20 protein-coding genes are annotated in these 18,788 nt (G+C 37.8%); 2 read left to right on the top strand and 18 right to left on the bottom strand.

The window, feature by feature from the left end; genetic code table 11:
* Positions 1-60: 60 nt before the first annotated feature.
* The 11 genes from MHH87_RS08600 to MHH87_RS08550 all read right to left on the bottom strand — a co-directional run bounded on the left by MHH87_RS08600 (position 61) and on the right by MHH87_RS08550 (position 10,469).
* Positions 61-888: an EcsC family protein gene (locus tag MHH87_RS08600; protein WP_340748902.1), complete on the bottom strand. Its 828-nt coding sequence runs from the start codon at positions 886-888 to the stop codon at positions 61-63.
* An 87-nt stretch (positions 889-975) separates the two neighbouring features.
* A complete protein-coding gene (locus tag MHH87_RS08595; RefSeq protein WP_340748901.1) occupies positions 976-2,307 on the bottom strand; it encodes a hemolysin family protein in 1,332 nt (443 codons plus the stop codon).
* Between the two features lie 34 nt (positions 2,308-2,341).
* Positions 2,342-2,677, bottom strand: coding sequence for a MerR family transcriptional regulator (locus tag MHH87_RS08590; RefSeq protein ID WP_445683120.1), 336 nt, complete (start codon positions 2,675-2,677; stop codon positions 2,342-2,344).
* 500 nt (positions 2,678-3,177) lie between these two features.
* Complete coding sequence (locus tag MHH87_RS08585; RefSeq protein ID WP_340748900.1) at positions 3,178-3,909, bottom strand: alpha/beta fold hydrolase; 732 nt, start codon at positions 3,907-3,909, stop codon at positions 3,178-3,180.
* A 61-nt stretch (positions 3,910-3,970) separates the two neighbouring features.
* A complete protein-coding gene (locus tag MHH87_RS08580; RefSeq protein ID WP_340748899.1) occupies positions 3,971-4,579 on the bottom strand; it encodes a VTT domain-containing protein in 609 nt (202 codons plus the stop codon).
* A 66-nt stretch (positions 4,580-4,645) separates the two neighbouring features.
* Positions 4,646-5,221: a TlpA disulfide reductase family protein gene (locus MHH87_RS08575; RefSeq protein WP_340748898.1), complete on the bottom strand. Its 576-nt coding sequence runs from the start codon at positions 5,219-5,221 to the stop codon at positions 4,646-4,648.
* A 256-nt stretch (positions 5,222-5,477) separates the two neighbouring features.
* The gene (locus MHH87_RS08570; protein ID WP_340748897.1) at positions 5,478-6,533 is read right to left on the bottom strand and encodes a YkvI family membrane protein; all 1,056 of its coding nucleotides are present in this window, start codon (positions 6,531-6,533) and stop codon (positions 5,478-5,480) included.
* A gap of 11 nt (positions 6,534-6,544) precedes the next feature.
* Positions 6,545-7,651, bottom strand: a complete 1,107-nt coding sequence (gene menC, locus MHH87_RS08565) for an o-succinylbenzoate synthase (RefSeq protein WP_340748896.1) — start codon at positions 7,649-7,651, stop codon at positions 6,545-6,547.
* A 4-nt stretch (positions 7,652-7,655) separates the two neighbouring features.
* A complete protein-coding gene (locus tag MHH87_RS08560; RefSeq protein WP_340748895.1) occupies positions 7,656-8,465 on the bottom strand; it encodes a GNAT family N-acetyltransferase in 810 nt (269 codons plus the stop codon).
* On the bottom strand, positions 8,446-9,597 hold the full coding sequence (locus MHH87_RS08555; protein WP_340748894.1) for a M20 peptidase aminoacylase family protein: 1,152 nt from the start codon (positions 9,595-9,597) through the stop codon (positions 8,446-8,448). Before MHH87_RS08555 ends, MHH87_RS08560 begins: the two co-directional genes overlap by 20 nt.
* Before the next feature lie 5 nt (positions 9,598-9,602).
* A complete protein-coding gene (locus MHH87_RS08550; protein WP_340748893.1) occupies positions 9,603-10,469 on the bottom strand; it encodes a MurR/RpiR family transcriptional regulator in 867 nt (288 codons plus the stop codon).
* A gap of 437 nt (positions 10,470-10,906) precedes the next feature.
* On the opposite strand from MHH87_RS08550, the gene MHH87_RS08545 reads away from it, so the two are divergent.
* Positions 10,907-12,718, top strand: coding sequence for an alpha/beta fold hydrolase (locus MHH87_RS08545; RefSeq protein ID WP_340748892.1), 1,812 nt, complete (start codon positions 10,907-10,909; stop codon positions 12,716-12,718).
* Positions 12,719-12,969: 251 nt separating this feature from the next.
* Positions 12,970-13,593: an STM3941 family protein gene (locus MHH87_RS08540; RefSeq protein WP_340748891.1), complete on the top strand. Its 624-nt coding sequence runs from the start codon at positions 12,970-12,972 to the stop codon at positions 13,591-13,593.
* Positions 13,594-13,760: 167 nt separating this feature from the next.
* On the opposite strand, the gene MHH87_RS08535 is transcribed toward MHH87_RS08540, so the two are convergent.
* From MHH87_RS08535 to MHH87_RS08505, 7 genes are all read right to left on the bottom strand, one after another.
* Positions 13,761-14,708 carry an ABC transporter permease gene (locus tag MHH87_RS08535; protein WP_340748890.1) on the bottom strand — a complete coding sequence of 316 codons (948 nt, stop codon included), beginning with the start codon at positions 14,706-14,708 and terminating at the stop codon, positions 13,761-13,763.
* Positions 14,677-15,594 (bottom strand): ABC transporter ATP-binding protein, encoded by a 918-nt coding sequence (locus MHH87_RS08530; protein ID WP_340748889.1) that lies wholly within the window; start codon positions 15,592-15,594, stop codon positions 14,677-14,679. Before MHH87_RS08530 ends, MHH87_RS08535 begins: the two co-directional genes overlap by 32 nt.
* The gene (locus tag MHH87_RS08525) at positions 15,595-16,296 is read right to left on the bottom strand and encodes an ABC transporter ATP-binding protein (RefSeq protein ID WP_340748888.1); all 702 of its coding nucleotides are present in this window, start codon (positions 16,294-16,296) and stop codon (positions 15,595-15,597) included.
* Positions 16,297-16,309: 13 nt separating this feature from the next.
* The gene (locus MHH87_RS08520) at positions 16,310-16,663 is read right to left on the bottom strand and encodes a GntR family transcriptional regulator (RefSeq protein ID WP_340748887.1); all 354 of its coding nucleotides are present in this window, start codon (positions 16,661-16,663) and stop codon (positions 16,310-16,312) included.
* Positions 16,660-17,433 carry a hypothetical protein gene (locus MHH87_RS08515; protein WP_340748886.1) on the bottom strand — a complete coding sequence of 258 codons (774 nt, stop codon included), beginning with the start codon at positions 17,431-17,433 and terminating at the stop codon, positions 16,660-16,662. Before MHH87_RS08515 ends, MHH87_RS08520 begins: the two co-directional genes overlap by 4 nt.
* 369 nt (positions 17,434-17,802) lie before the next feature.
* A complete protein-coding gene (locus MHH87_RS08510; protein ID WP_340748885.1) occupies positions 17,803-18,378 on the bottom strand; it encodes a GNAT family N-acetyltransferase in 576 nt (191 codons plus the stop codon).
* A complete protein-coding gene (locus MHH87_RS08505) occupies positions 18,375-18,671 on the bottom strand; it encodes a hypothetical protein (protein WP_340748884.1) in 297 nt (98 codons plus the stop codon). Before MHH87_RS08505 ends, MHH87_RS08510 begins: the two co-directional genes overlap by 4 nt.
* Positions 18,672-18,788: the final 117 nt, after the last annotated feature.

Here is an 18,788-nt window from a genome sequence, read left to right as displayed (position 1 = left end):
TCAATAAATTCATTAATTAACTTATTATTGCAAAATGGTAAGAAGCTATAAATTCGTAAGCTATTCAATCACGGAATTTTCTCTTTGCTCTATTTCATTAAATTTTTCATAAATACGTCTTTTTCGATAAAGCATAATACCTGTTTCGGTAATATCTTGAATCATGCCTTTGTTTGCATATGCGCCGAAAATCATACCCGCTATTGGTACCATTTGAAAGAGCTTTTTCCAACCAAATTGATCACGGTATGTAAAAAATACTTCTTGCCAGCCTTTAAGCTGAGAAATCATATTTTCCGATGCATCTTTATTTTCATTCATGGAAGAAAGTTCGTTCAATATCGATTCCTTCCCGACAATATCAGCCGAAGAGAATTGTAGACATTTGACAATGAAAATACGCTCTTGTATATCATTTGGATCATAGCCGTGAATAATTGCGATCTCTTGAAGTGATTTCAATGCCATCCCTAAAATTACAGGAATATCGATGACCAGTGTAAAGAGTCCACCGAAGCCAGTAGAAGCACCTTGTACAGTTGCTAACTTCACACGATCCTTTTGAAGTTTTTTACTAAGCGTAATCATATCTTCTAAGGGCATTTTCCCGATATCAGGTATCGTATGGATATCTTTATAGGAAGATTCATTACGTATTTTCTGAATCATGGATTGTTCATTGATTAAATATTTTCCACCGGTTTGAATATAACTCCCTAATTCAGCGACCAATACTCCAATTTTATCCTGGATGAAACTCGGTGTCATCTTATCTAATAGCTTAAAAGGTAGGCGGCCTAACTTCTCCCAAAACCATAATCCTTTTTGGTCCTTTTCCCACGCTTCAATTTCTTGCAAATGTGTTGTTAATTGTTCTCTAGTGTCCATTTAATTCATTCCCTTATCCATAGCTTTTTTCTTGCTCTTGATACAAATAGAGAAGAAGACATCTAGCATGCCTTCTTCTCTTAAACGTTAATCTACTAAAACGGTTTCAAGTGTTGCTGGTTTTTCTGCTTTTTTTACTTCTATATATTGTAAAACATGACCATCTTTTTCTTTAATGTGAAACGCATAGCCTTGGAAATTGATCGGTTTCTTTACGTCTAATTCGGTATCTTGTGTGAAATACCAACCGCCGATTGTATCGACTGCATTATTTTTTAAATCGATATTTAACAGCTTAGCTACATCATCTAAAAGTACCTTTGAGTAAATGATGTAATGGTCTTCCCCGACTTTACGAATGTCAGGAATTTCATCTCCATCAAATTCATCACGAATTTCACCAACTAGCTCTTCCAAAATATCTTCAACTGTCACTAATCCTGACGTACCGCCATATTCATCCAATAGAATCGCCATATGGATACGTTCTTTTTGCATTTTTTGAAGTAATACATGTATTGGCGTTGTTTCAATCGTATTAATGACTGGATTTGTAAAGTTTTCTAAAGAGAAGTTTTCCTCTGTGATTCGATTGCTCATTCCTAGTGTTAAAAAGTCTTTAATATTTAAAAATCCGATAATTTGATCACGATCTCCCACATAAATTGGATAACGTGTATAGCGCTCTTCCGAAATGGTCGTAAGCACTTCTTGGAATGACGTGTTCTTCTCAAAACCTACTATTTCTGTGCGTGTCACCATAATTTCACGTGCAATTTTATCGTCAAATTCAAATACATTATTCACGTATTTTAATTCGTTTTTATTGATTTCACCAGATTTAAAGCTTTCTGATAGTAAAAGACGTAGCTCTTCTTCTGTATGAGATAGCTCATGTTCACTTGCAGGCTTCATGCCAAATAAACCTACTAGTACACGTGCAGAACCATTTAAGAACCAAATAAATGGATACAAAATTTTGTAGAAAATCATAATAGGTTTCGCAAATAATAAAGTAACTTGCTCTGCCTTTTGAATTGCAACTGTTTTTGGTGCTAATTCACCTACTACTACATGTAGGAATGTTGCAATTACAAACGCAGCACCTACTGTAAAGAAATGAATATTATCTTTTGGAATACCTATCGTTTCAAATAGCGGGTGTAATATAAATTCAAATGTTGATTCGCCAACCATACCAATACCAAGTGCCGTTACGGTAATTCCTAACTGGCAGGCAGATAAGTATTCATCTAAATGTGTTGTCAGCTGTTTCGCATTGAGTGCGCCTTTTTTTCCTTCCGCAACAAGTTGGTCAATTCGTGACTGTCGTACTTTTACAACGGCAAACTCGGTTGCGACGAAGAAAGCCGTTAAAGCAATTAAAATTGTAAATATAGCTAAATTAATAATGGTCAATAAAGTGTTCTACTCTGGAGTAGAACGTCACCTCCTAAGGTACAAGCAATAATAGTGATTGAATCAGTGCCACACTTTCTGGCGACACCTTTTTTTTCATTTGTTGTATTTGTTTTTCATCCATCTGGCCCATTAACGTGACTACATCTTTTTCAAGCTTCCGCATTTGCAGACGAATTTCTTGAATATCTATTTCTTCTTCAACTAACGTCTCAACTTGAAGCAAAGCCCGAATCTCATCTAATGATTTACCTGTTTTCTTTAGTTTTTCAATCCAATGAATTCGTTCTATCATCTCTTTATCATAATAGCGATAATTTGAGACAGAGCGTTCAACTGTTAGAAGTCCTAGGTTTGTATAATGATCTATCGTCCGCTTTGTGACAGCTGATTGATTGGCTAACTCACCAATTTTTAGTTTCTCGTTCCCAAAGAATCACTCCTAAACTATCACGTTGTGGTTTAAAGTATAACGTATTAGTTATATCGTATGCAAACTTTTTAACTCTGTTAATAAATAGAAGATCAGTTTGCTGATTTTGATTTTCTGAAGCATTCTCGCTTGAGGCCAACTCGATGTTAGTCATTGAAGGGATGTCACATTGAGGTGACGTTTTGCTAGCCACAGATTTAGTGGCTTGCTTGGCGTGAATACGAGTAAAAATCCCCTGAAAAATAGCAACAATGCAATTTATTTTCCCCAAAAATAAAAATAGACGATTTGGACATACAACTTAACCAAAAATAAGTGCCATTTTCACTTAATTTCAAATAAGTTGTATGTCAATTTCGCCGTTTGAGACAAATTGCGATATATTAACAACAATGAAATTTCTATAGTCCAAATAAAAAGCTCAGCATATGCCGAGCTTACTTTAAAAATCCTACAACTGCGTTTACAAAGGCATCTGGATCTTCTAGCATGCCAAGATGACCTGTTTTTGTTATCACTTTCTTAATGTTTGAATTGCCTAATTCAATCGGCTTGACAATTTTATCTTCACTGCCCTGCAACAATAAAATTGGCGTACTAATTTTTTGAAGAAAGTCGCGCTGATCTGGCCTCTCTTTCATAGCTTGTAGCGCTGCAATAAGCCCGTCCTCTGTTCCTGCATAAGCCACTTCCTTGGCGAACTGAATATCTTCTTCACGCGCATCGTCTGCAAAAAATGCTGCTATGACGCGGTCAACGAGTGGTTTCACACCATCTTGGCGAAGATTTTCCTGCTGCTCCGTGCGTTTTTCCTTAGCCTCGTCCGTATCCGAAGCATCCGAAGAATATGCGAGTACCACCTTTGTTATTGGCGCCAAGTTCTTCTCTAGTGCCGCTAGTGTAATATAGCCGCCCATCGAATGCCCGAGCCAGTATGCCTTCTCCACATATTCATGCTTTAGTACTTCTGCTATAGCCTCGGCATAATCATAAACCGAATACTGCACTCGCTCCATCGCACTTTTCCCGTGCCCAGGTAAATCAATACGAATGACGTCAAAGTGTTGCTGAAGTCGTTCAATCACTTTGCTAAAAATGGTATTGCCTCCAAGAAAACCATGAACAAGCACTAATACCTCACCCGCGCCAATTCTTTCGTAATGTAACATAGTAGAACCCTCCTAAGTTAGTGCTACTATATACATTGCCTTGTTTTGAGGAAATGAAACTTTAAGACGTGACTTTTCGCATTTTTTTGCGTATGAACAAAACGATGGGCACTAAAAATGGGATACAGGAAATGAGTGCAAGCGAGACGGTCATATGTTCTTCAATAATGGGTAATTTCCCAAGTAATAACCCCGCCATAAGCCATAATATTACCCAGAATAGAGCTCCAATTGTATTGAATAATAAAAAAGTGCGAAATGTGTAGTTGGTATATCCGGAGATGAAAGGTATTGTCGTGCGCATAAAGGGAACAAACCGGGCAAATAATATGGCATTATGTCCTTGGTGATTGATGAATTGTCTTGCTCTTTCTAAGGTAGCTTTAGGAATAAGAAAACTTTTCTTGTTCAACTTCCTCCCAATTTTCCCAATATAATAGTTCTGACAGTCTCCTAAAATAGTGGCTACTACTAATAACGGGAATAGAATAAAAAGATTTAATTCACCCATTGCAACAAGTGCACCGCTGACAAAAACAATTACATCGCCAGGTAAAAAAGTTAGTACGACAAAAGCGGTTTTCAAAAATATAATCAAAAATAGCAAACTATAAATATATAATCCGTATTCATCTAGAAAATTTTGCAGTGCTACGTCAATCTGCTCCATTTCTAAAAGAAACTGTCGCACCCTTTCACCTCAAATTGGTTTTATTTCACCTGACTTCATTTCAGCTCAGAATGTTTCGATTGCTTGCTTCATAGATTCTTTATCCATGGGTCCAATAATTTTTTGCTGAATAACGCCGTTTTCATCAATAAAAAATGTTGTGGGAATTGTCATAATCTCATACATTTGCCCGACTATGTCTTTTTTGTCCAAAGCAACGGGAAACGTTAATTGATAGTTATCTATAAAATTTTGGATCGTTTTTAGCCCATGATCCAGTTGCGTTAGATTAATCGATAAAATTTCTACCTCATCCTGTCTATTTTCTTCATAGAATGTTTGCAGATGAGGCATCTCCGCTTTACATGGTGGACACCATGTAGTCCAAAAATTTAAAATGACCTTTTTTCCTTTATAGTCCGACAAACGCACCGGTGCACCACCTGCCGTTTCCAATATGAAATCTTGTGCTACATTTTTGAGTAGACTACCCTCGTTAAATGATTCTTCCACTGTGTCATTGGCAATTACTTCGATTTCTTTTTTGACTTGAATATCCGTTTCCTCTCCCTTCGTTAAATTAACAACAGCTATCAATATTAAAATCATAACAATTGTTAGTGAAAAGAGATTTTTTTTCATTTTTTAGCGACTCTCCTTTAATAGCCATAATTAACTTTAATAAATAACGGCTTTGCAAGAAGCATATTGCTTAAATATACAGTTAAAAAACGAGTAATATTACTTCATTCCTTCTCAAAAAGGGGATAATGTTAAGGTTGGGTTATTAAAAAAAACCTGTAAATCTATTGCGATTTACAGGTTTCTTTAAGTTTATTAGATTTATTCAACTGAAACACTAATTATTAAAATTTAAATATTCAGATAATTTAAAGCGTTATGCTTTTGAACTACGAAGTTTACGAACCCAAGCAATGATGACTGCTAAAATTAATACAAAACCAAGATACCCCATTGTTGAATAAACTTTTCCTACAAGTGTTGTAAAGCCGATTAAACTAGCAGCAAACCCAGCTAACCCAATACCAATAATGCTCGGTTTAAAATATTTATGTTCAGGTGCTACAAATCGTACTGCAAATGCATAGAACATCCCAACTGCTGTATTGTACATCATACCTAGTAATGCGACAGACATAAGCATTCCAACTGCTGGATGAATTTGGTTTGCTAATTGTAGCGTTGGCATATCCACTCCACCGACAACATCAATTTTTAATAACATAGCAAAGTTAATTAGTAAAATGAGTAAACCAAGCAAAATACCACCGATAATACCACCGCGACCTGCTACTTTACGATCCTTGACAGTTCCACCCATAACAATTAACATTGCCGCTCCGGCTGCAATATTATAGGACACATAAAGTAGAGCGCCTAATAGCCAGTTTGGAGCAGCGGAGGCTTGTTGCTGCGCAATACTATTTTGCTCAGAAAATGTTAAATCTGCTGTGAAAATCGAATAAGCTAACACGATAAAAATAATGCCCAGTAAGTAAGGTGTAACAACCGCAATAATATTAATAATGTTTTTTACGTTTAACATTAGCGTTAAAATTGTTGCCACGATCATAATCAAGCTACCAATCATCGGGTTTACATTAAACATTTGACTAAATGTCGAACCTGCCCCAGCAAACATGACAACTGCTACGCCGAATAGGAAAAACGTAATTAAAAAATCTAGAATAAACCCAACATAGCGCCCACCGATTAAATAAATTACATCTTTATGTGACGTTGTTTGTAAATCTGTTCCGAGCTGTGCAAGCGTCATGCCGATAAACCCAAAAGCAATTGTTGCGATAAAGGCTCCGACAATTCCCCAAATACCAAAACTCGTAAAATATTGCATGATTTCTTGTCCTGAGGCAAAGCCTGCGCCGACGATTAAGCCGACGAAGGCACCCCCTATTTGTATACTCTGTTTCATAATATCTCCTATTAATTATAAGTTTTTTTGGATACGGTAAATGTATCAATTGTTTCTTTATTTACTGCATAGCCGATACCAGCTTGTTGTGGAACAGTAATGTAACCATCTTCTACGATCACTTCTGGTTCGATTATGTCTTTTTCCCAGTAGCGGTTTGACCCAGCTGTATCCCCTGGCAAAATAAAGTTTGTTAATGTTGTTAATGCAACATTATGTGCACGGCCAATTCCTGACTCTAACATGCCTCCACACCAAACTGGAATACCCTTTTCTTCGCAATAGTCATGAATCTTCTTCGATTCTGTTAAGCCACCGACACGCCCGATTTTAATATTGATAATGCGTGTACTACCTAACTCAATTGCTTTTCGAGCATCTTCTAGTGAATGGATACTTTCATCCAAGCAAATCGGTGTTTGAATTTGTTTTTGTAATGTGGCATGGTCGATAATATCGTCTGATGCTAGAGGCTGCTCAATCATTGTTAAATTAAATGCATCAAGTTGCTTCAAAATGTCGATATCTTCTAAACGGTACGCTGAGTTAGCATCCGCCATGAATGCAACAGTTGGGAATTTTTCACGTAATGTGCGCATCACCTCTACGTCCCAGCCTGGCTTTATTTTAACTTTGATTCGTTTGTAGCCTTCTTTAACGTAGCCATCTACCAGGGTAAGTAGCTTTTCGATTGAGCTTTGGATTCCGATACTAATACCGACTTCAATTTCCTCTTTTTTCCCACCTAAAGCTTGTGCAAGTGATTGATTCGTTTGCTGTGCGTAAATGTCCCACACTGCACCTTCAATTGTCGACTTCGCCATATTATTTTTGCGAATTGCTGAAAACATTTCGTTAATTTCGTCGGGGTGGTTGATTTCTTTATGTAACACCATTGGAATTAAAAAATCTTCGAGCATATGCCAGTTCGTTTTTAATGTTTCTTCGTTATACCATGGTGAATGGAATGCCACGGATTCTCCCCAACCAATTGTGCCATCTACATCACGCGCCTCTAGTAGTAAGAAGTCTTTATTGTCGAATGTTCCGAAACTCGTTGTGAATGGGTCTTTGAGTTTCATTTGTACGTGACGAATTGTAATTTCATTAATTTTCATGTTGTTATGCTCCTTCAAATAAATGTTGTTGTTTTAAAATGAAGATATATTTATTCATCTTTTCATCTTGTTCAAGACGGATTGCCACGTAGTTTTGGGCAAATAATGCTTTAAATAGCTGACGCGTTTTCATACGCCAGTCATATGCTAAATCGGGTTCGATCGTTTTTAAATCTTGAAAGTCTTTTGGAACAGGCACAATATACGCTTGCTCAGTGAATTGATCGACTACTGGCAATGCTGTCAAAATCGGTAGTCCTGCCGCATTCCATGTCACATTTCCTAAATATTTCGCATCACCTAGTTCGATTTGTTGTTTCTTCTTAGCATAGTCCGATGTTAAGTACCAATTTACTTCAAGTCGGTCAGAAGGCAACCCTTTATTGAGCCCGTCTTGCATCTCACCGTAACAATTTTCAACATATGTATCACAGATTGCATGTAGCTTTGTTAAATTTAAATAGCCATTACGTGTTTCGAGTGGATCATAAGTCCAAAGCATCATGGTATATCCTTTTTCAATCGCGATGTCGCGTTGTGCGTATTTTAAAGCTTCTCCAATACCCTTTGAACGATAATTTTCATCAATACCTAACATATGTGAACACAAATAGGATTTACCATGTTTAAACCCACCAAAGCCGTAGCTAAAGCCAATTAACTTATCTTGATCGAATGCACCAACGACGATGCCACCATTTTTGACCGCTGTTAATGTTTGGTGCACGGGAATCGTCGCTGTACCCCAAACAGCCCATTCTAATTGTTGGACTTGCTCAAGTTCTTGAATTGTTTTAATTTCTCGTATCTTCATGTAGTTCGCTTCTTTCATGTTGTAATGCCCGTTCCACGGTATTTGCTAATATAAATGCCCCCGTAATAAGACGCTCTTCATTAAATGTCATATTCGGGTGATGTAATCCCGGCGTTACCCCACAACCGAGCCCTAGCATTGTTGCTTTAATATGGGGACGCTTATATGTGTAATAATGAAAATCTTCGCCGCCCGGTATAATAATCTCAGGGGCTAAAGCAGCTTTACCTGTCACATCCTCAATCGCTTGCGCCATAAAACGAATCGCTTGATCATTTGGTTGTGCGGCGACAATATTTGCCCCGAGCGTTAAGTCAATATGTGCTCCAAATTGCAAGTCTACACTACGAATGACACGCTTTATTCCTTCTTCGAGTTGGGTCAACACTTCATTTGTTTGTGCACGAGCATCGATACTAAACGTTGCTTTTCCTGGAATAATATTGACTGATTCACCACCCGCCTGAAATTGTGTCATTTTGACTGATGACGATACGTTTGGATCCATGTGTAAACTACTCAAACCATTTACAATAGCTGCACCAACTTCAATCGTGTTAATCCCTTGCTCAGGTCTCGCACCGTGCGCCTCTTTCCCGTGAATAACACCTTTAAATAATTTTGCTGCACCGTGATGCAGTGCTGGAGCATACTTGCCATCATCAAGTTCAATGAAAGGGCGTACGTGAACACCGAATAAGTATGATAAATCATCCACAAGTCCTTTTTCGACTAGTGCCAGTGCCCCCTCCCCCTTTTCTTCAGCTGGTTGGAAAAGCAATCGCACTGCTCCTGGTAACGTATCTTTTTGCTCCTTTAGCAATAAAGCTGCACCAATCGCCATCGTCATATGTCCGTCATGTCCGCAAGAATGATTTGCCTGAAACTGCCCGTCTACTTCTTGCCATAAAGCATCCATGTCTGTCCGAAGCCCAACGACCGGAGTACCTTGACCGATATCAACATATAAGCCTGGTATATCATCAAATGTTTGTGGCTCAAGCCCTACTTCCTGTAACAGCTTTACGATATAAGTTGTTGTGTCATGCTCTTGCCAGCTTACCTCGGGATGGTTATGTAAATGTGCAAATATTCCCTGCATCTTTCGTTGTAATTCCGAACGATCATTCATGCTTCTCAACTCCATCTATTTGATATAAAACTGCCATTAAAATCATCATACTTAATACGCTGCTTGTCGTAATAATCTTTGTCTTCAGCAGTCATCGCTGCCACTAACGTATTTAAAAACGAAATCAAGACTGGCATGGCATCGAGTGTCGATGTATTTTCGGACTGTAATATGAAGTTATTTGGCACTATTTGTGTAATAGGTGCTAGGATATGATCTGTAATACCTACGACCATCTGGCATTGCTCTTTCACGGCTTCAGCAAACGCTAGAGGTTCTTTATAATAGCGGTGAAACGACAACACAAAGACTAAGCTATAATTATCAATCTCCTGCAGTGTTCTTAATATTTCACTCGATTCATTATTTACAAGCTTCACATGGGGTCTCAATAAGCTGAGCGTAAAATAAAGCCACTGTGCTGCCATTCCGGAACTCCCTTGCCCTATTACATAAATACTCTTTGCTTTATGCATAGCCGCAGCAACTATTAAAAATTGTTGTTCATCAATTTGCTTTGCTACTTCGACTAATCGTTTAGCATCACGAGATATAGATTGCTCATGAAAACGGCGTTGCGTCAAAAGAGATTGTTTGTCGTGTAAATAATCACCAAGTGTACTTTCATTTTTTTGTAAAAGCTGTGCTGTCAATTCTTTTTGCAATTGTCCATAACCCGTTAGTCCAAGTGCAAAACAAAATCGAATAACAGTCGTTTCACTAACTCCGACTCGTTTTCCAACCTCAGAAGCACTATGCATTGCTACATAATCTAACTGCTCCAACACAAACGAAGCTACTTTCTGTTGCCCTTTTGACAACTGGTGAAAATGCGCTTGTATTTTGTGCTGTACTAAATTTTTTTGCCCCAAACGAAGTTCCTCCTTCATTTATTTTATCTAAAGAAGTTTTGGCTTCATTTAATGTGTTTCATACTAACATGCATTTTTTCAGATTTCAATATGTTTTCTGAAATTTCGTTATATTTGAACTATTCAGTTACTTTATTTGGTAATAAAACGTCACAAACATACTTATCTCTTCTCGCTAACGTGGATTTATGCTAGAAGTTGTTAATTTGGGAATAAAAAAATTTATAACATTAATTGTGTGTGCTGTTCTGAAAATATAGTTTTTTATTGGAGTGTGCTGAAAAGAGGAATTTGAATTTAAAAAAGTTGGTAGGAGGTATAGTCGATAAATAACATATTTTAAGTACAATAATAGGGCGTCCGGAACTCCTCTATTACAACCTAAATATGGTAAAATATTTCGTGAGAATAATCTGAAATTACCGGAGGAGATTGACATGAAACGAAAGAGAGCTCTTTTATCTGTACTTGCAGTTGCAGTTGCCACACCGGTTGCAGTATCACCAATGAATACTAATTATGTAGAGGCTGCAACATATGCTAAAAAATTTACAGATGTAACCGAATCCAATCAGTATTATAAAATCATTCACGAATTAACTGATCTTGGAATTATTACTGGCTATACTGATGGTTCATTTAATCCAAATGCACATATAAGCAGGAAGCATGTAGCGGTGCTTCTCTCAAAAGCATTGCCACTAGAACCTATACGTGAAACTACTAGCTTTAAAGATGTACCTCCATCTCATTCTTATTATAAGGATATTCAAAAGCTTTACCGTGCAGGTATAGTAGATGGTTCTAACGGCTATTTTAATCCCGACCAGCCGCTTACGCGAGCACAAATGGCGAAAATTTTAGCCCTGGCATTAAATTTATCCGCTAAAGGAGATACGACTTTCCCTGATGTTACGAAAGATTTTTGGGCTAAAGAATACATTGAGACAATTTATTCAAACAAAATAACAACCGGAAATAATGGGAACTTCAAACCATTAGAGAACGTATCACGCCAGCATTTCGCTGTATTTCTACACCGTGCACTGAAACTTGTAGCGGAGGAAAACAATATCAACGCTTCATTACAAGGCCAATGGATGGGCAAAATTGAAATTCCGAATAGCACGCTGGAAATTATCATTTCGCTAGATGGCAATGGCGGCACTCTTTCTGTTCCAGTTCAGGGTATAAAAGACTTCCCTGTCAAGTCCGTAAGTTACAATGGGGATTCTTTTGAAATGATGATTAACCTACAAGGCATTCCTGTCGTTATTTCAGGTACATTAAAAGGTGATTCAATTGAAGGAAGCTTTGTTCAAAGTGGCGTGCCATTTCCTATTACGTTCACCCACTATGAAAAAGAGCCAGAAATTGAACTTACTTATGAAACAATTAGCATTCCCGTTAAAGGTGGTACATTAAAAGCAGCCCTTGAACTTCCTACAAAGTCACCTTCTGCTGTTGCAATCATCGTTGCAGGCTCTGGCCCAACGAATAAGGACGGCAATGCAGGTGGTATGACAAGTAATAGCTATAAAATGCTTGCTGAAAGTTTAGCTGCACAGGGCATTGCTACAATCCGTTATGATAAGCGTGGAATTGGTGACAACATTACCTTAGTTAAGGATGTTACTGCATTAAGGATTGATGATTTTGCAAGTGATGTAGCAAGCATTGCAAAATTTGCGAAGGATGACGTACGCTTTAGCTCTGTTCATATTATTGGTCATAGTGAAGGTGCGCTCCTAGCAACACTTGCGGCACAACAGCAAGATGTAAACTCGATCACTTTACTAGCAGGTGCAGGAAGACCAATTGAAGAAGTATTATACGAGCAGTTAAGCGCGCAGCTACCTGCAAATTTACTAGCAGAAAGTAAAACAATAATAGATTCATTGAAAGTTGGAAAAACAGTTGAAAAGATGTCACCAGAGCTTGCTTCTGTTTTTGCCCCTGCTTCTCAGCCCTACTTAATTTCATGGATGAATTATGATCCAGTCGCAGAGTTACAAAAAGTGACTGCAAAAAAATATGTCGTACAAGGCTCCACTGATATTCAAGTTTCAGTAACAGATGCAGAAGCATTACGTAAATCAGCGGATGAAACGATTGTCATTGAGGGCATGAATCATATTTTAAAAGAGGCACCAGCAGATCGGACTGCTAATCTGGCAACGTATAGTCAGCCAAAACTTCCTTTACACGAGAAACTCGTCACAACGCTTAAGCAGTACATTAATAAATAAAAGTCCAAACATTGAGATGTATAACAGTTTCGGTACATTATGATTTGGCAAACTAGAATACTAAATATGAAGACAAAAAGGCGTATTAGGAATGTTCTGATACGCTTTTTATTATTCTATGTTCCCTAGACGTTCATACGGAGTGTCGTAAATGTATTTGACTTTTATACTGTAGTTCTTCTTTTTCAGCCTCATAATTTGAACTAATAATAATATAATTATGAAATGAAGAAATTTAGAGAGGAGATGTTTTGATAAGAGAGTTTGTAGTTTACGAAAGTAAACGTAGGTTGTTATTATTAACGTTTCTCGCACTTGTCATGGTTACAGGTAGTTTATTTGTTTTATCCATAAGTTTTGAAGTTCAAGATAATTTCTCTAATCAAAAGGCTTTTAAAATTATAAATCTATTTCTAGGATTGTTCGGTGCTACTGATATTCAACATGTAGTTAATAGCAGTTTATATTTTGGAATTGGTATATTGGGAACAATAATTTTTGGTTTTGCAATGCTTTATTCGACTAAACAATTGTTTAGTCGTAGAAAATTAGTAATCGTCAATGAAAATGGATTTTATGATTTTTCATCAGCTTTGGCGATTCGTGATTTCATTAAGTGGGAATCCGTTGAAAAAATTGAACTTGTCATTATTAATGGACAACAACTTATTTCGGTGTACTTACTTGAAGGAGATACATTTATAAATACGTTACCTGCTCTAAAAAGAATAGCCATGCGCGGAAATTTAAAATTCGGTTTTGGTCAAGTTACTATTACTGTTCAAACAGCAATAAATGTGACAGGTGAACAACTAAACCATATAATGAATTCCTTTTTTGAAGGTTATAAATTTCGTTTACAATCATCACAATAAAATATACATTAACTGGTATTTGCCAACCCCGTTCATTAGAAAGACACAACTCGCCTAAAATAGGGCGAGTTGATGTCCTTACTTATGTGGATGGGAAAATTATACTTTCTTATCCACCAAAATCAAAACACCGTCTTACGAAAAGACGGTGTTCCTTCCTTCACCTATTAAGCCGTCACATCTCGCTTCATAAATGACCCATAGCTAATAACTAAGAAAATCACCGCGTATATCGCGAGGACCGTCAATGACATTGGCATGGTAATACCTTCTACCATTACGTTGTCGTATGCGTATTGTGTTAAATTGCTATGTGTGAGCCAGATGTATTTGACGAACGCGTATTGGCTTAAAAAGGCGACAATCATTGAGCCCATAAATGAGATGAACATTGTCAGTCCGATTGCAAGTGAACTTGAGCGGAAGACTGAGCCGATTAAGAAGGCAAACAGTGTAGACATAATAAAGTCACCGAATGATAACAGTAATATGTAACTTAAGTTCCCCCAAACGCTCTCCTCTACGACTACCCCGTCCACAAACGATAATGCGATCCCTGAACCTGCTCCATAAACGACGAGGCCGACTAAATATGAAACGATTAGATTGACAACGATTAACAGTATCCCGTATAAAAATACCGTTAGTAGCTTGGATGTTAAAATTTTGGCGCGTGATACAGGACGCGTTAACAGCATTTTAATTGTGCCTGTTGAAAATTCACTGGAAACAATCGTTGCTGCAACAATGACCGTAAACAAAGTGATGAGCATAATTAAATCAATACCGTAAGACACTGTACCTTCCACACTTTTTGAACTGTCGTTGGGGATGTCATTCGCAAGACGATATTTTGAGATAGCAATTTGCTCGTCGATAATACCTGTATTTTCAAGAGGTAGATCGCCGCTCGCAAGTAGTTCTTCATTCGCTGTGATGTTTTGTTCTTCGATTTCCTGCCATGTTCGTTCTTCTGGATTTTTCAACTCATAGTATTTCGTAATCGCTGTTGGAAGAATGATGATGACAATTAGTAGAGCAAGCATTACCCATGACGCTTTTTTTGCCCAAAGTTTCATCCACTCATTTTGTATTAGCTTCAGCAATTTGGCCACCTCCTGTCATTTCTAAAAACTGATCTTCTAATGTTTGTTGCTTTGGCTGAACCGCGTATACGTGAATATTACGATTCACGAGCGTTGTCACGATTGCTGGAATTTGCTGTTTTTCCACATCCAGCTCCAATCCACTGCCGTTTACTTTGTATGAAATGCTTAGCTCGTCTAGTACAGCACTTGCCTCGACAGTTGGTGTTGCCTCTACGTAATAAACGGTCGCCGTGTCTTGATTCATCTCACGTAAATCAATAAGCCTACCGTTTTGAATGATGGCAATACGGTCGCACATTAGTTCAATTTCTGACAGTAAATGACTGGATACAAAAACCGATACGCCTTCATTTTCAGCAATTTGACGTAAGTATTGACGGAATTCACGAATACCAGCTGGGTCCAGACCATTTGTTGGTTCATCTAAAATAAGAAACTTCGGATGATGCAGTAGAGCCTGTGCTAGGCCAAGACGTTGGCGCATACCAAGTGAATAAGTTGAAACCTTTTCGTTAATGCGGTTTTCTAACCCAACCTGGCGAACAACTTCATTAATACGCTCTTTTGAGACGTTTTTATGCATACGCGCGAAATGTAGTAAGTTTTTGTAGCCTGACATAAACTTGTACATTTCCGGGTTTTCTACAATGACACCAACCTTACTAATGGCTTCCTCGTAATGCTCCGTTAGCGATTGTCCGTCAATAATGACCTCCCCGGCAGTTGGATGCATTAGGCCCGTCATCATTCGGATTGTTGTCGTTTTTCCTGCCCCATTTGGACCTAAGAATCCTGTTATTTGACCTGGGTATAAGTCCAGCGTCAATTGATCAATAATTTGCTTGCCCTTAATTGTTTTAGATAAATTTTTAAGTTGTACAATTGGTTCCATTTACCTCACCTCGTTTTTATATAGTGACTTCATCCATTGGACGGCATCTTGCTGCGTGAAATTGCGGATATCCTCGATTTCTTCCTGCGCCGCAATTTCCCCATTAGCTAGTAGTAGAATTTTGTCTAAAATTGGCTCTACTTCTTGTACTTCATGTGTAGATAAGAAAATCGTTTGACTTTCGGCATCACTAAAACGGATTAGCGCTTTAATGAGTGCCTCTCTCGCCATGGGATCTAGACCGCCAAACGGTTCATCTAAAATGTAATACGGAACATTCCTGCCAAGTGTCGCAGCCATTTTCATCTTGCCTCGATTTCCTTTTGACAGATTTTTTAACTTTGTCCGCATCTCAACTTGCAAATCGACTGCAATCATACATGCTTTATCATAATTGAAATCGCTAAACTGCGAAGCATAAAACTGAAAGAGCTCTTCGCCCGTATAGTATTCGTAAAACAAATCAGTATCTGGCATAAATGCGATGGACTTGGCGCTCTTTCGTGTAACAGGTACGCCGTATAGAGTAACGGTCCCAGTAGTTGGTGTAAGGAGCCCCGTTATTATTTTCAGAAGCGTTGATTTCCCACTACCATTTTCGCCCACAAGCCCGATAATTTGTCCGGATGGGATTGTAAGGTCAATCTTACTCAAGACGTCTTTTCCTACATATTTAAAGGATACATTGGATAACTGTAGCATTCTGTTCACCTCTTTATTTGTTTCGTAATACCTCGATGATCTCCTCTTTCGTAAAACCAAATGCTTCAATAGATGCTAAAAAGCTCTGTGCTAGCTGGCGCTTCATCGTCTCACGTAGCTCGGCAATACGTTGTTCATTCATCGTAATAAAGGTTCCTTGCCCACGTTTTGTGTCAGTCATTTCCATCGCTTCAAGCTCCTTATACACGCGTTGTACGGTATTCACATTGACACCTGATTCCAGCGCATATTCTCGAACGGACGGTAAACGGTCCCCTGGCTTCAATTCTCCCTTAATGACTTCTCCACAAAGTCGATCAACTAGCTGACTGTATATAGGTTTGTCCTTGGAGAAATCCACTGTCATTTTAATACCACCTTCTCCGTCCATTTTGCGCCAACTATGAACAGGATAACAAGGAGTAGCAAGGAAACGATTTGTTCAGCCATATAAATGGTGCCAAATGCCATTGTTAATGATGGCGTTATTGGAGAAGGTAAATAACTTAGTAATGGGTTTAGATCAATCTGACCGTAATAAAACAGTACTGCATATAGACTGGTGTTTTCAAAGGTGAATATTGCCCCATTTATTACAAAAAATAAGATTGCGGTAATGAGGATTGCAAAGCGCCCGATGTAACGTTTTAGTGTTAAATAGAGTGCATAAAAAACTATAATAGTTACAAAGAAGACAACTTCCGCTGATAATGCTACTCCAACAATAATGCTTTGCAAAAATAATATTTGTGGGAAACTGCCTTCATATAGATCATTTACTGTATACATACCAAGTGATGTAAACAATACCATATAGACTAAATAACTTACTCCGGTAAATAGCATCTTCACACCTAGTAGTTGCACTATGGAACTCGTTGAATGTAACCAAATATCCTTTTTATGCACATCGCTCCGAATGCTTGATAAAAACTGGATGAGAATAAATAGGCTGCCCATCACTAATGTGGCCATCATTAAACCAAAATGTAACTCATCCGTTATTAATTCTAGATTCCCTTTACTAAGAGCAAACGGCAATAAGTATAAAATCGCCAAGCCCATCATAAAGGCAGCAAATATCCAAAGGCGGTACAGTACCCACTCCTTCTTCAGTAATCCGTTAAATTTCTTCATTCCATCACCTCACGTCATAGTGTACTAGTAACATAATACACTAACATTTAGGAATTATACAATAAAAATTGGAAAAAATTAATAATTGATTTTAAGCTCTTCCCTACTTCGAAATTGGTATATGCGAAAGGAAATTTATGAGGCCTGTTAAATTGGGTTAGCTAAGGTTATTGGGAATGGTTCTACATGAATTGTATTTTTACCCGGAGATATTTTAGTTGTCCGTTTTATTGTCGACGTTTGTGCTGATTAATACATTAGTCGTTCGGACGTGGGGGATTTTCTAGTTTTAGGTATTGTAGCAGTTCAATAACAATAAGGTTAAAGCTTAGTCTGCCAATTAGACTAAGCTTTTTGCATTATATTAACCTATAGTAATTTTTGAATATGTCCCTTCGTCTCCGGCCACTCCGAACAGACAACACTAAACATAGCCGTATTTCGCATTGTGCCATCTTTTCGAATCATATGTTGACGAAGAATGCCTTCAAACTTTGCACCTATTCTAGCAATGGCTAGCTTCGAGCGCATATTTTCATCATCCGTTTTAATTTGCACACGTTTTAGTCCGAGTTCTTCAAAGCAATAGTGCAATAATAAATACTTACAATTCGTATTGATGGCTGTGCGCCAGACGTTAGGTATTAACCATGTGGAGCCAATTTCTAAATGCTTGTGCTGTTCAGAAATATTCATAAATCTTGTTGAGCCGACTAGCTTGCCCGTTTGTTTTTCAATAATAACAAACGGATATTCTGTGTCGGTTATTTGGTTGGTAACTGCTATTTTTACATACTGCTCTACATCTTCGCGTGTTCTAAGTGTTACCGATAAGTACGGCCAAATACGCTCATCTAAGCCAACTAATGCAATGGAATCCACATCATCCATCGTCATTCTACGTAAAAGGACAACATCGTTTTCTAAAATAATATCTTGCTTCATATCATACCACCATCCATATGAAGTAAATGATCCATATTGTAACTTGTCTCGTCTGATGCTAAAAATGCGTAAGCATTATCATGATAATGACCTAGATGAAAACGTGACAAATACTGTAGCATTTTTCCTACAATTTCTCCAAGTATTTTCGCGCCCATTGCTGTTTTCGCAAAGCCAGGTGCAACCTCTAAGCCACGAATGATGTTTAAATCAGCAATAATATCACGTGTGTATTTCCCCATAAAGCTTTGTATAGCTAATAGACTAAAGTTGTTTGATTCTTCTAATGGCATCTTGTGTGCTCCTTTATTAGTAATTCACGTCTGTTATTATTGATTTTCAATAAAATTTGGTGCGAGTGTAAAAAATAAAAAAAGAACACTAAGCGTCGGATAATATGAATTGTATTT

It is taken from the genome of Solibacillus sp. FSL H8-0538 (assembly GCF_038003525.1).
GTDB lineage: Bacteria > Bacillota > Bacilli > Bacillales_A > Planococcaceae > JBBOPI01.
Note: the sequence above shows the minus strand (reverse complement) of the source record. Positions and strands in the feature narration are given on the sequence as shown.

What these genes read in the sequence shown, in the direction of transcription:
- MHH87_RS08545 (WP_340748892.1), top strand. Translation starts at nt 10,907, where the DNA reads ATGAAACGAAAGAGAGCTCTTTTATCTGTACTTGCAGTTGCAGTTGCC.
- MHH87_RS08520 (WP_340748887.1), bottom strand. Translation starts at nt 16,663, where the DNA reads ATGACAGTGGATTTCTCCAAGGACAAACCTATATACAGTCAGCTAGTT.
- MHH87_RS08600 (WP_340748902.1), bottom strand. Translation starts at nt 888, where the DNA reads ATGGACACTAGAGAACAATTAACAACACATTTGCAAGAAATTGAAGCG.
- MHH87_RS08560 (WP_340748895.1), bottom strand. Translation starts at nt 8,465, where the DNA reads ATGAAGATACGAGAAATTAAAACAATTCAAGAACTTGAGCAAGTCCAA.
- menC (WP_340748896.1), bottom strand. Translation starts at nt 7,651, where the DNA reads ATGAAAATTAATGAAATTACAATTCGTCACGTACAAATGAAACTCAAA.
- MHH87_RS08575 (WP_340748898.1), bottom strand. Translation starts at nt 5,221, where the DNA reads ATGAAAAAAAATCTCTTTTCACTAACAATTGTTATGATTTTAATATTG.
- MHH87_RS08515 (WP_340748886.1), bottom strand. Translation starts at nt 17,433, where the DNA reads ATGAAGAAATTTAACGGATTACTGAAGAAGGAGTGGGTACTGTACCGC.
- MHH87_RS08555 (WP_340748894.1), bottom strand. Translation starts at nt 9,597, where the DNA reads ATGAATGATCGTTCGGAATTACAACGAAAGATGCAGGGAATATTTGCA.
- MHH87_RS08510 (WP_340748885.1), bottom strand. Translation starts at nt 18,378, where the DNA reads ATGAAGCAAGATATTATTTTAGAAAACGATGTTGTCCTTTTACGTAGA.
- MHH87_RS08525 (WP_340748888.1), bottom strand. Translation starts at nt 16,296, where the DNA reads ATGCTACAGTTATCCAATGTATCCTTTAAATATGTAGGAAAAGACGTC.
- MHH87_RS08530 (WP_340748889.1), bottom strand. Translation starts at nt 15,594, where the DNA reads ATGGAACCAATTGTACAACTTAAAAATTTATCTAAAACAATTAAGGGC.
- MHH87_RS08580 (WP_340748899.1), bottom strand. Translation starts at nt 4,579, where the DNA reads ATGGAGCAGATTGACGTAGCACTGCAAAATTTTCTAGATGAATACGGA.
- MHH87_RS08505 (WP_340748884.1), bottom strand. Translation starts at nt 18,671, where the DNA reads ATGCCATTAGAAGAATCAAACAACTTTAGTCTATTAGCTATACAAAGC.
- MHH87_RS08585 (WP_340748900.1), bottom strand. Translation starts at nt 3,909, where the DNA reads ATGTTACATTACGAAAGAATTGGCGCGGGTGAGGTATTAGTGCTTGTT.
- MHH87_RS08570 (WP_340748897.1), bottom strand. Translation starts at nt 6,533, where the DNA reads ATGAAACAGAGTATACAAATAGGGGGTGCCTTCGTCGGCTTAATCGTC.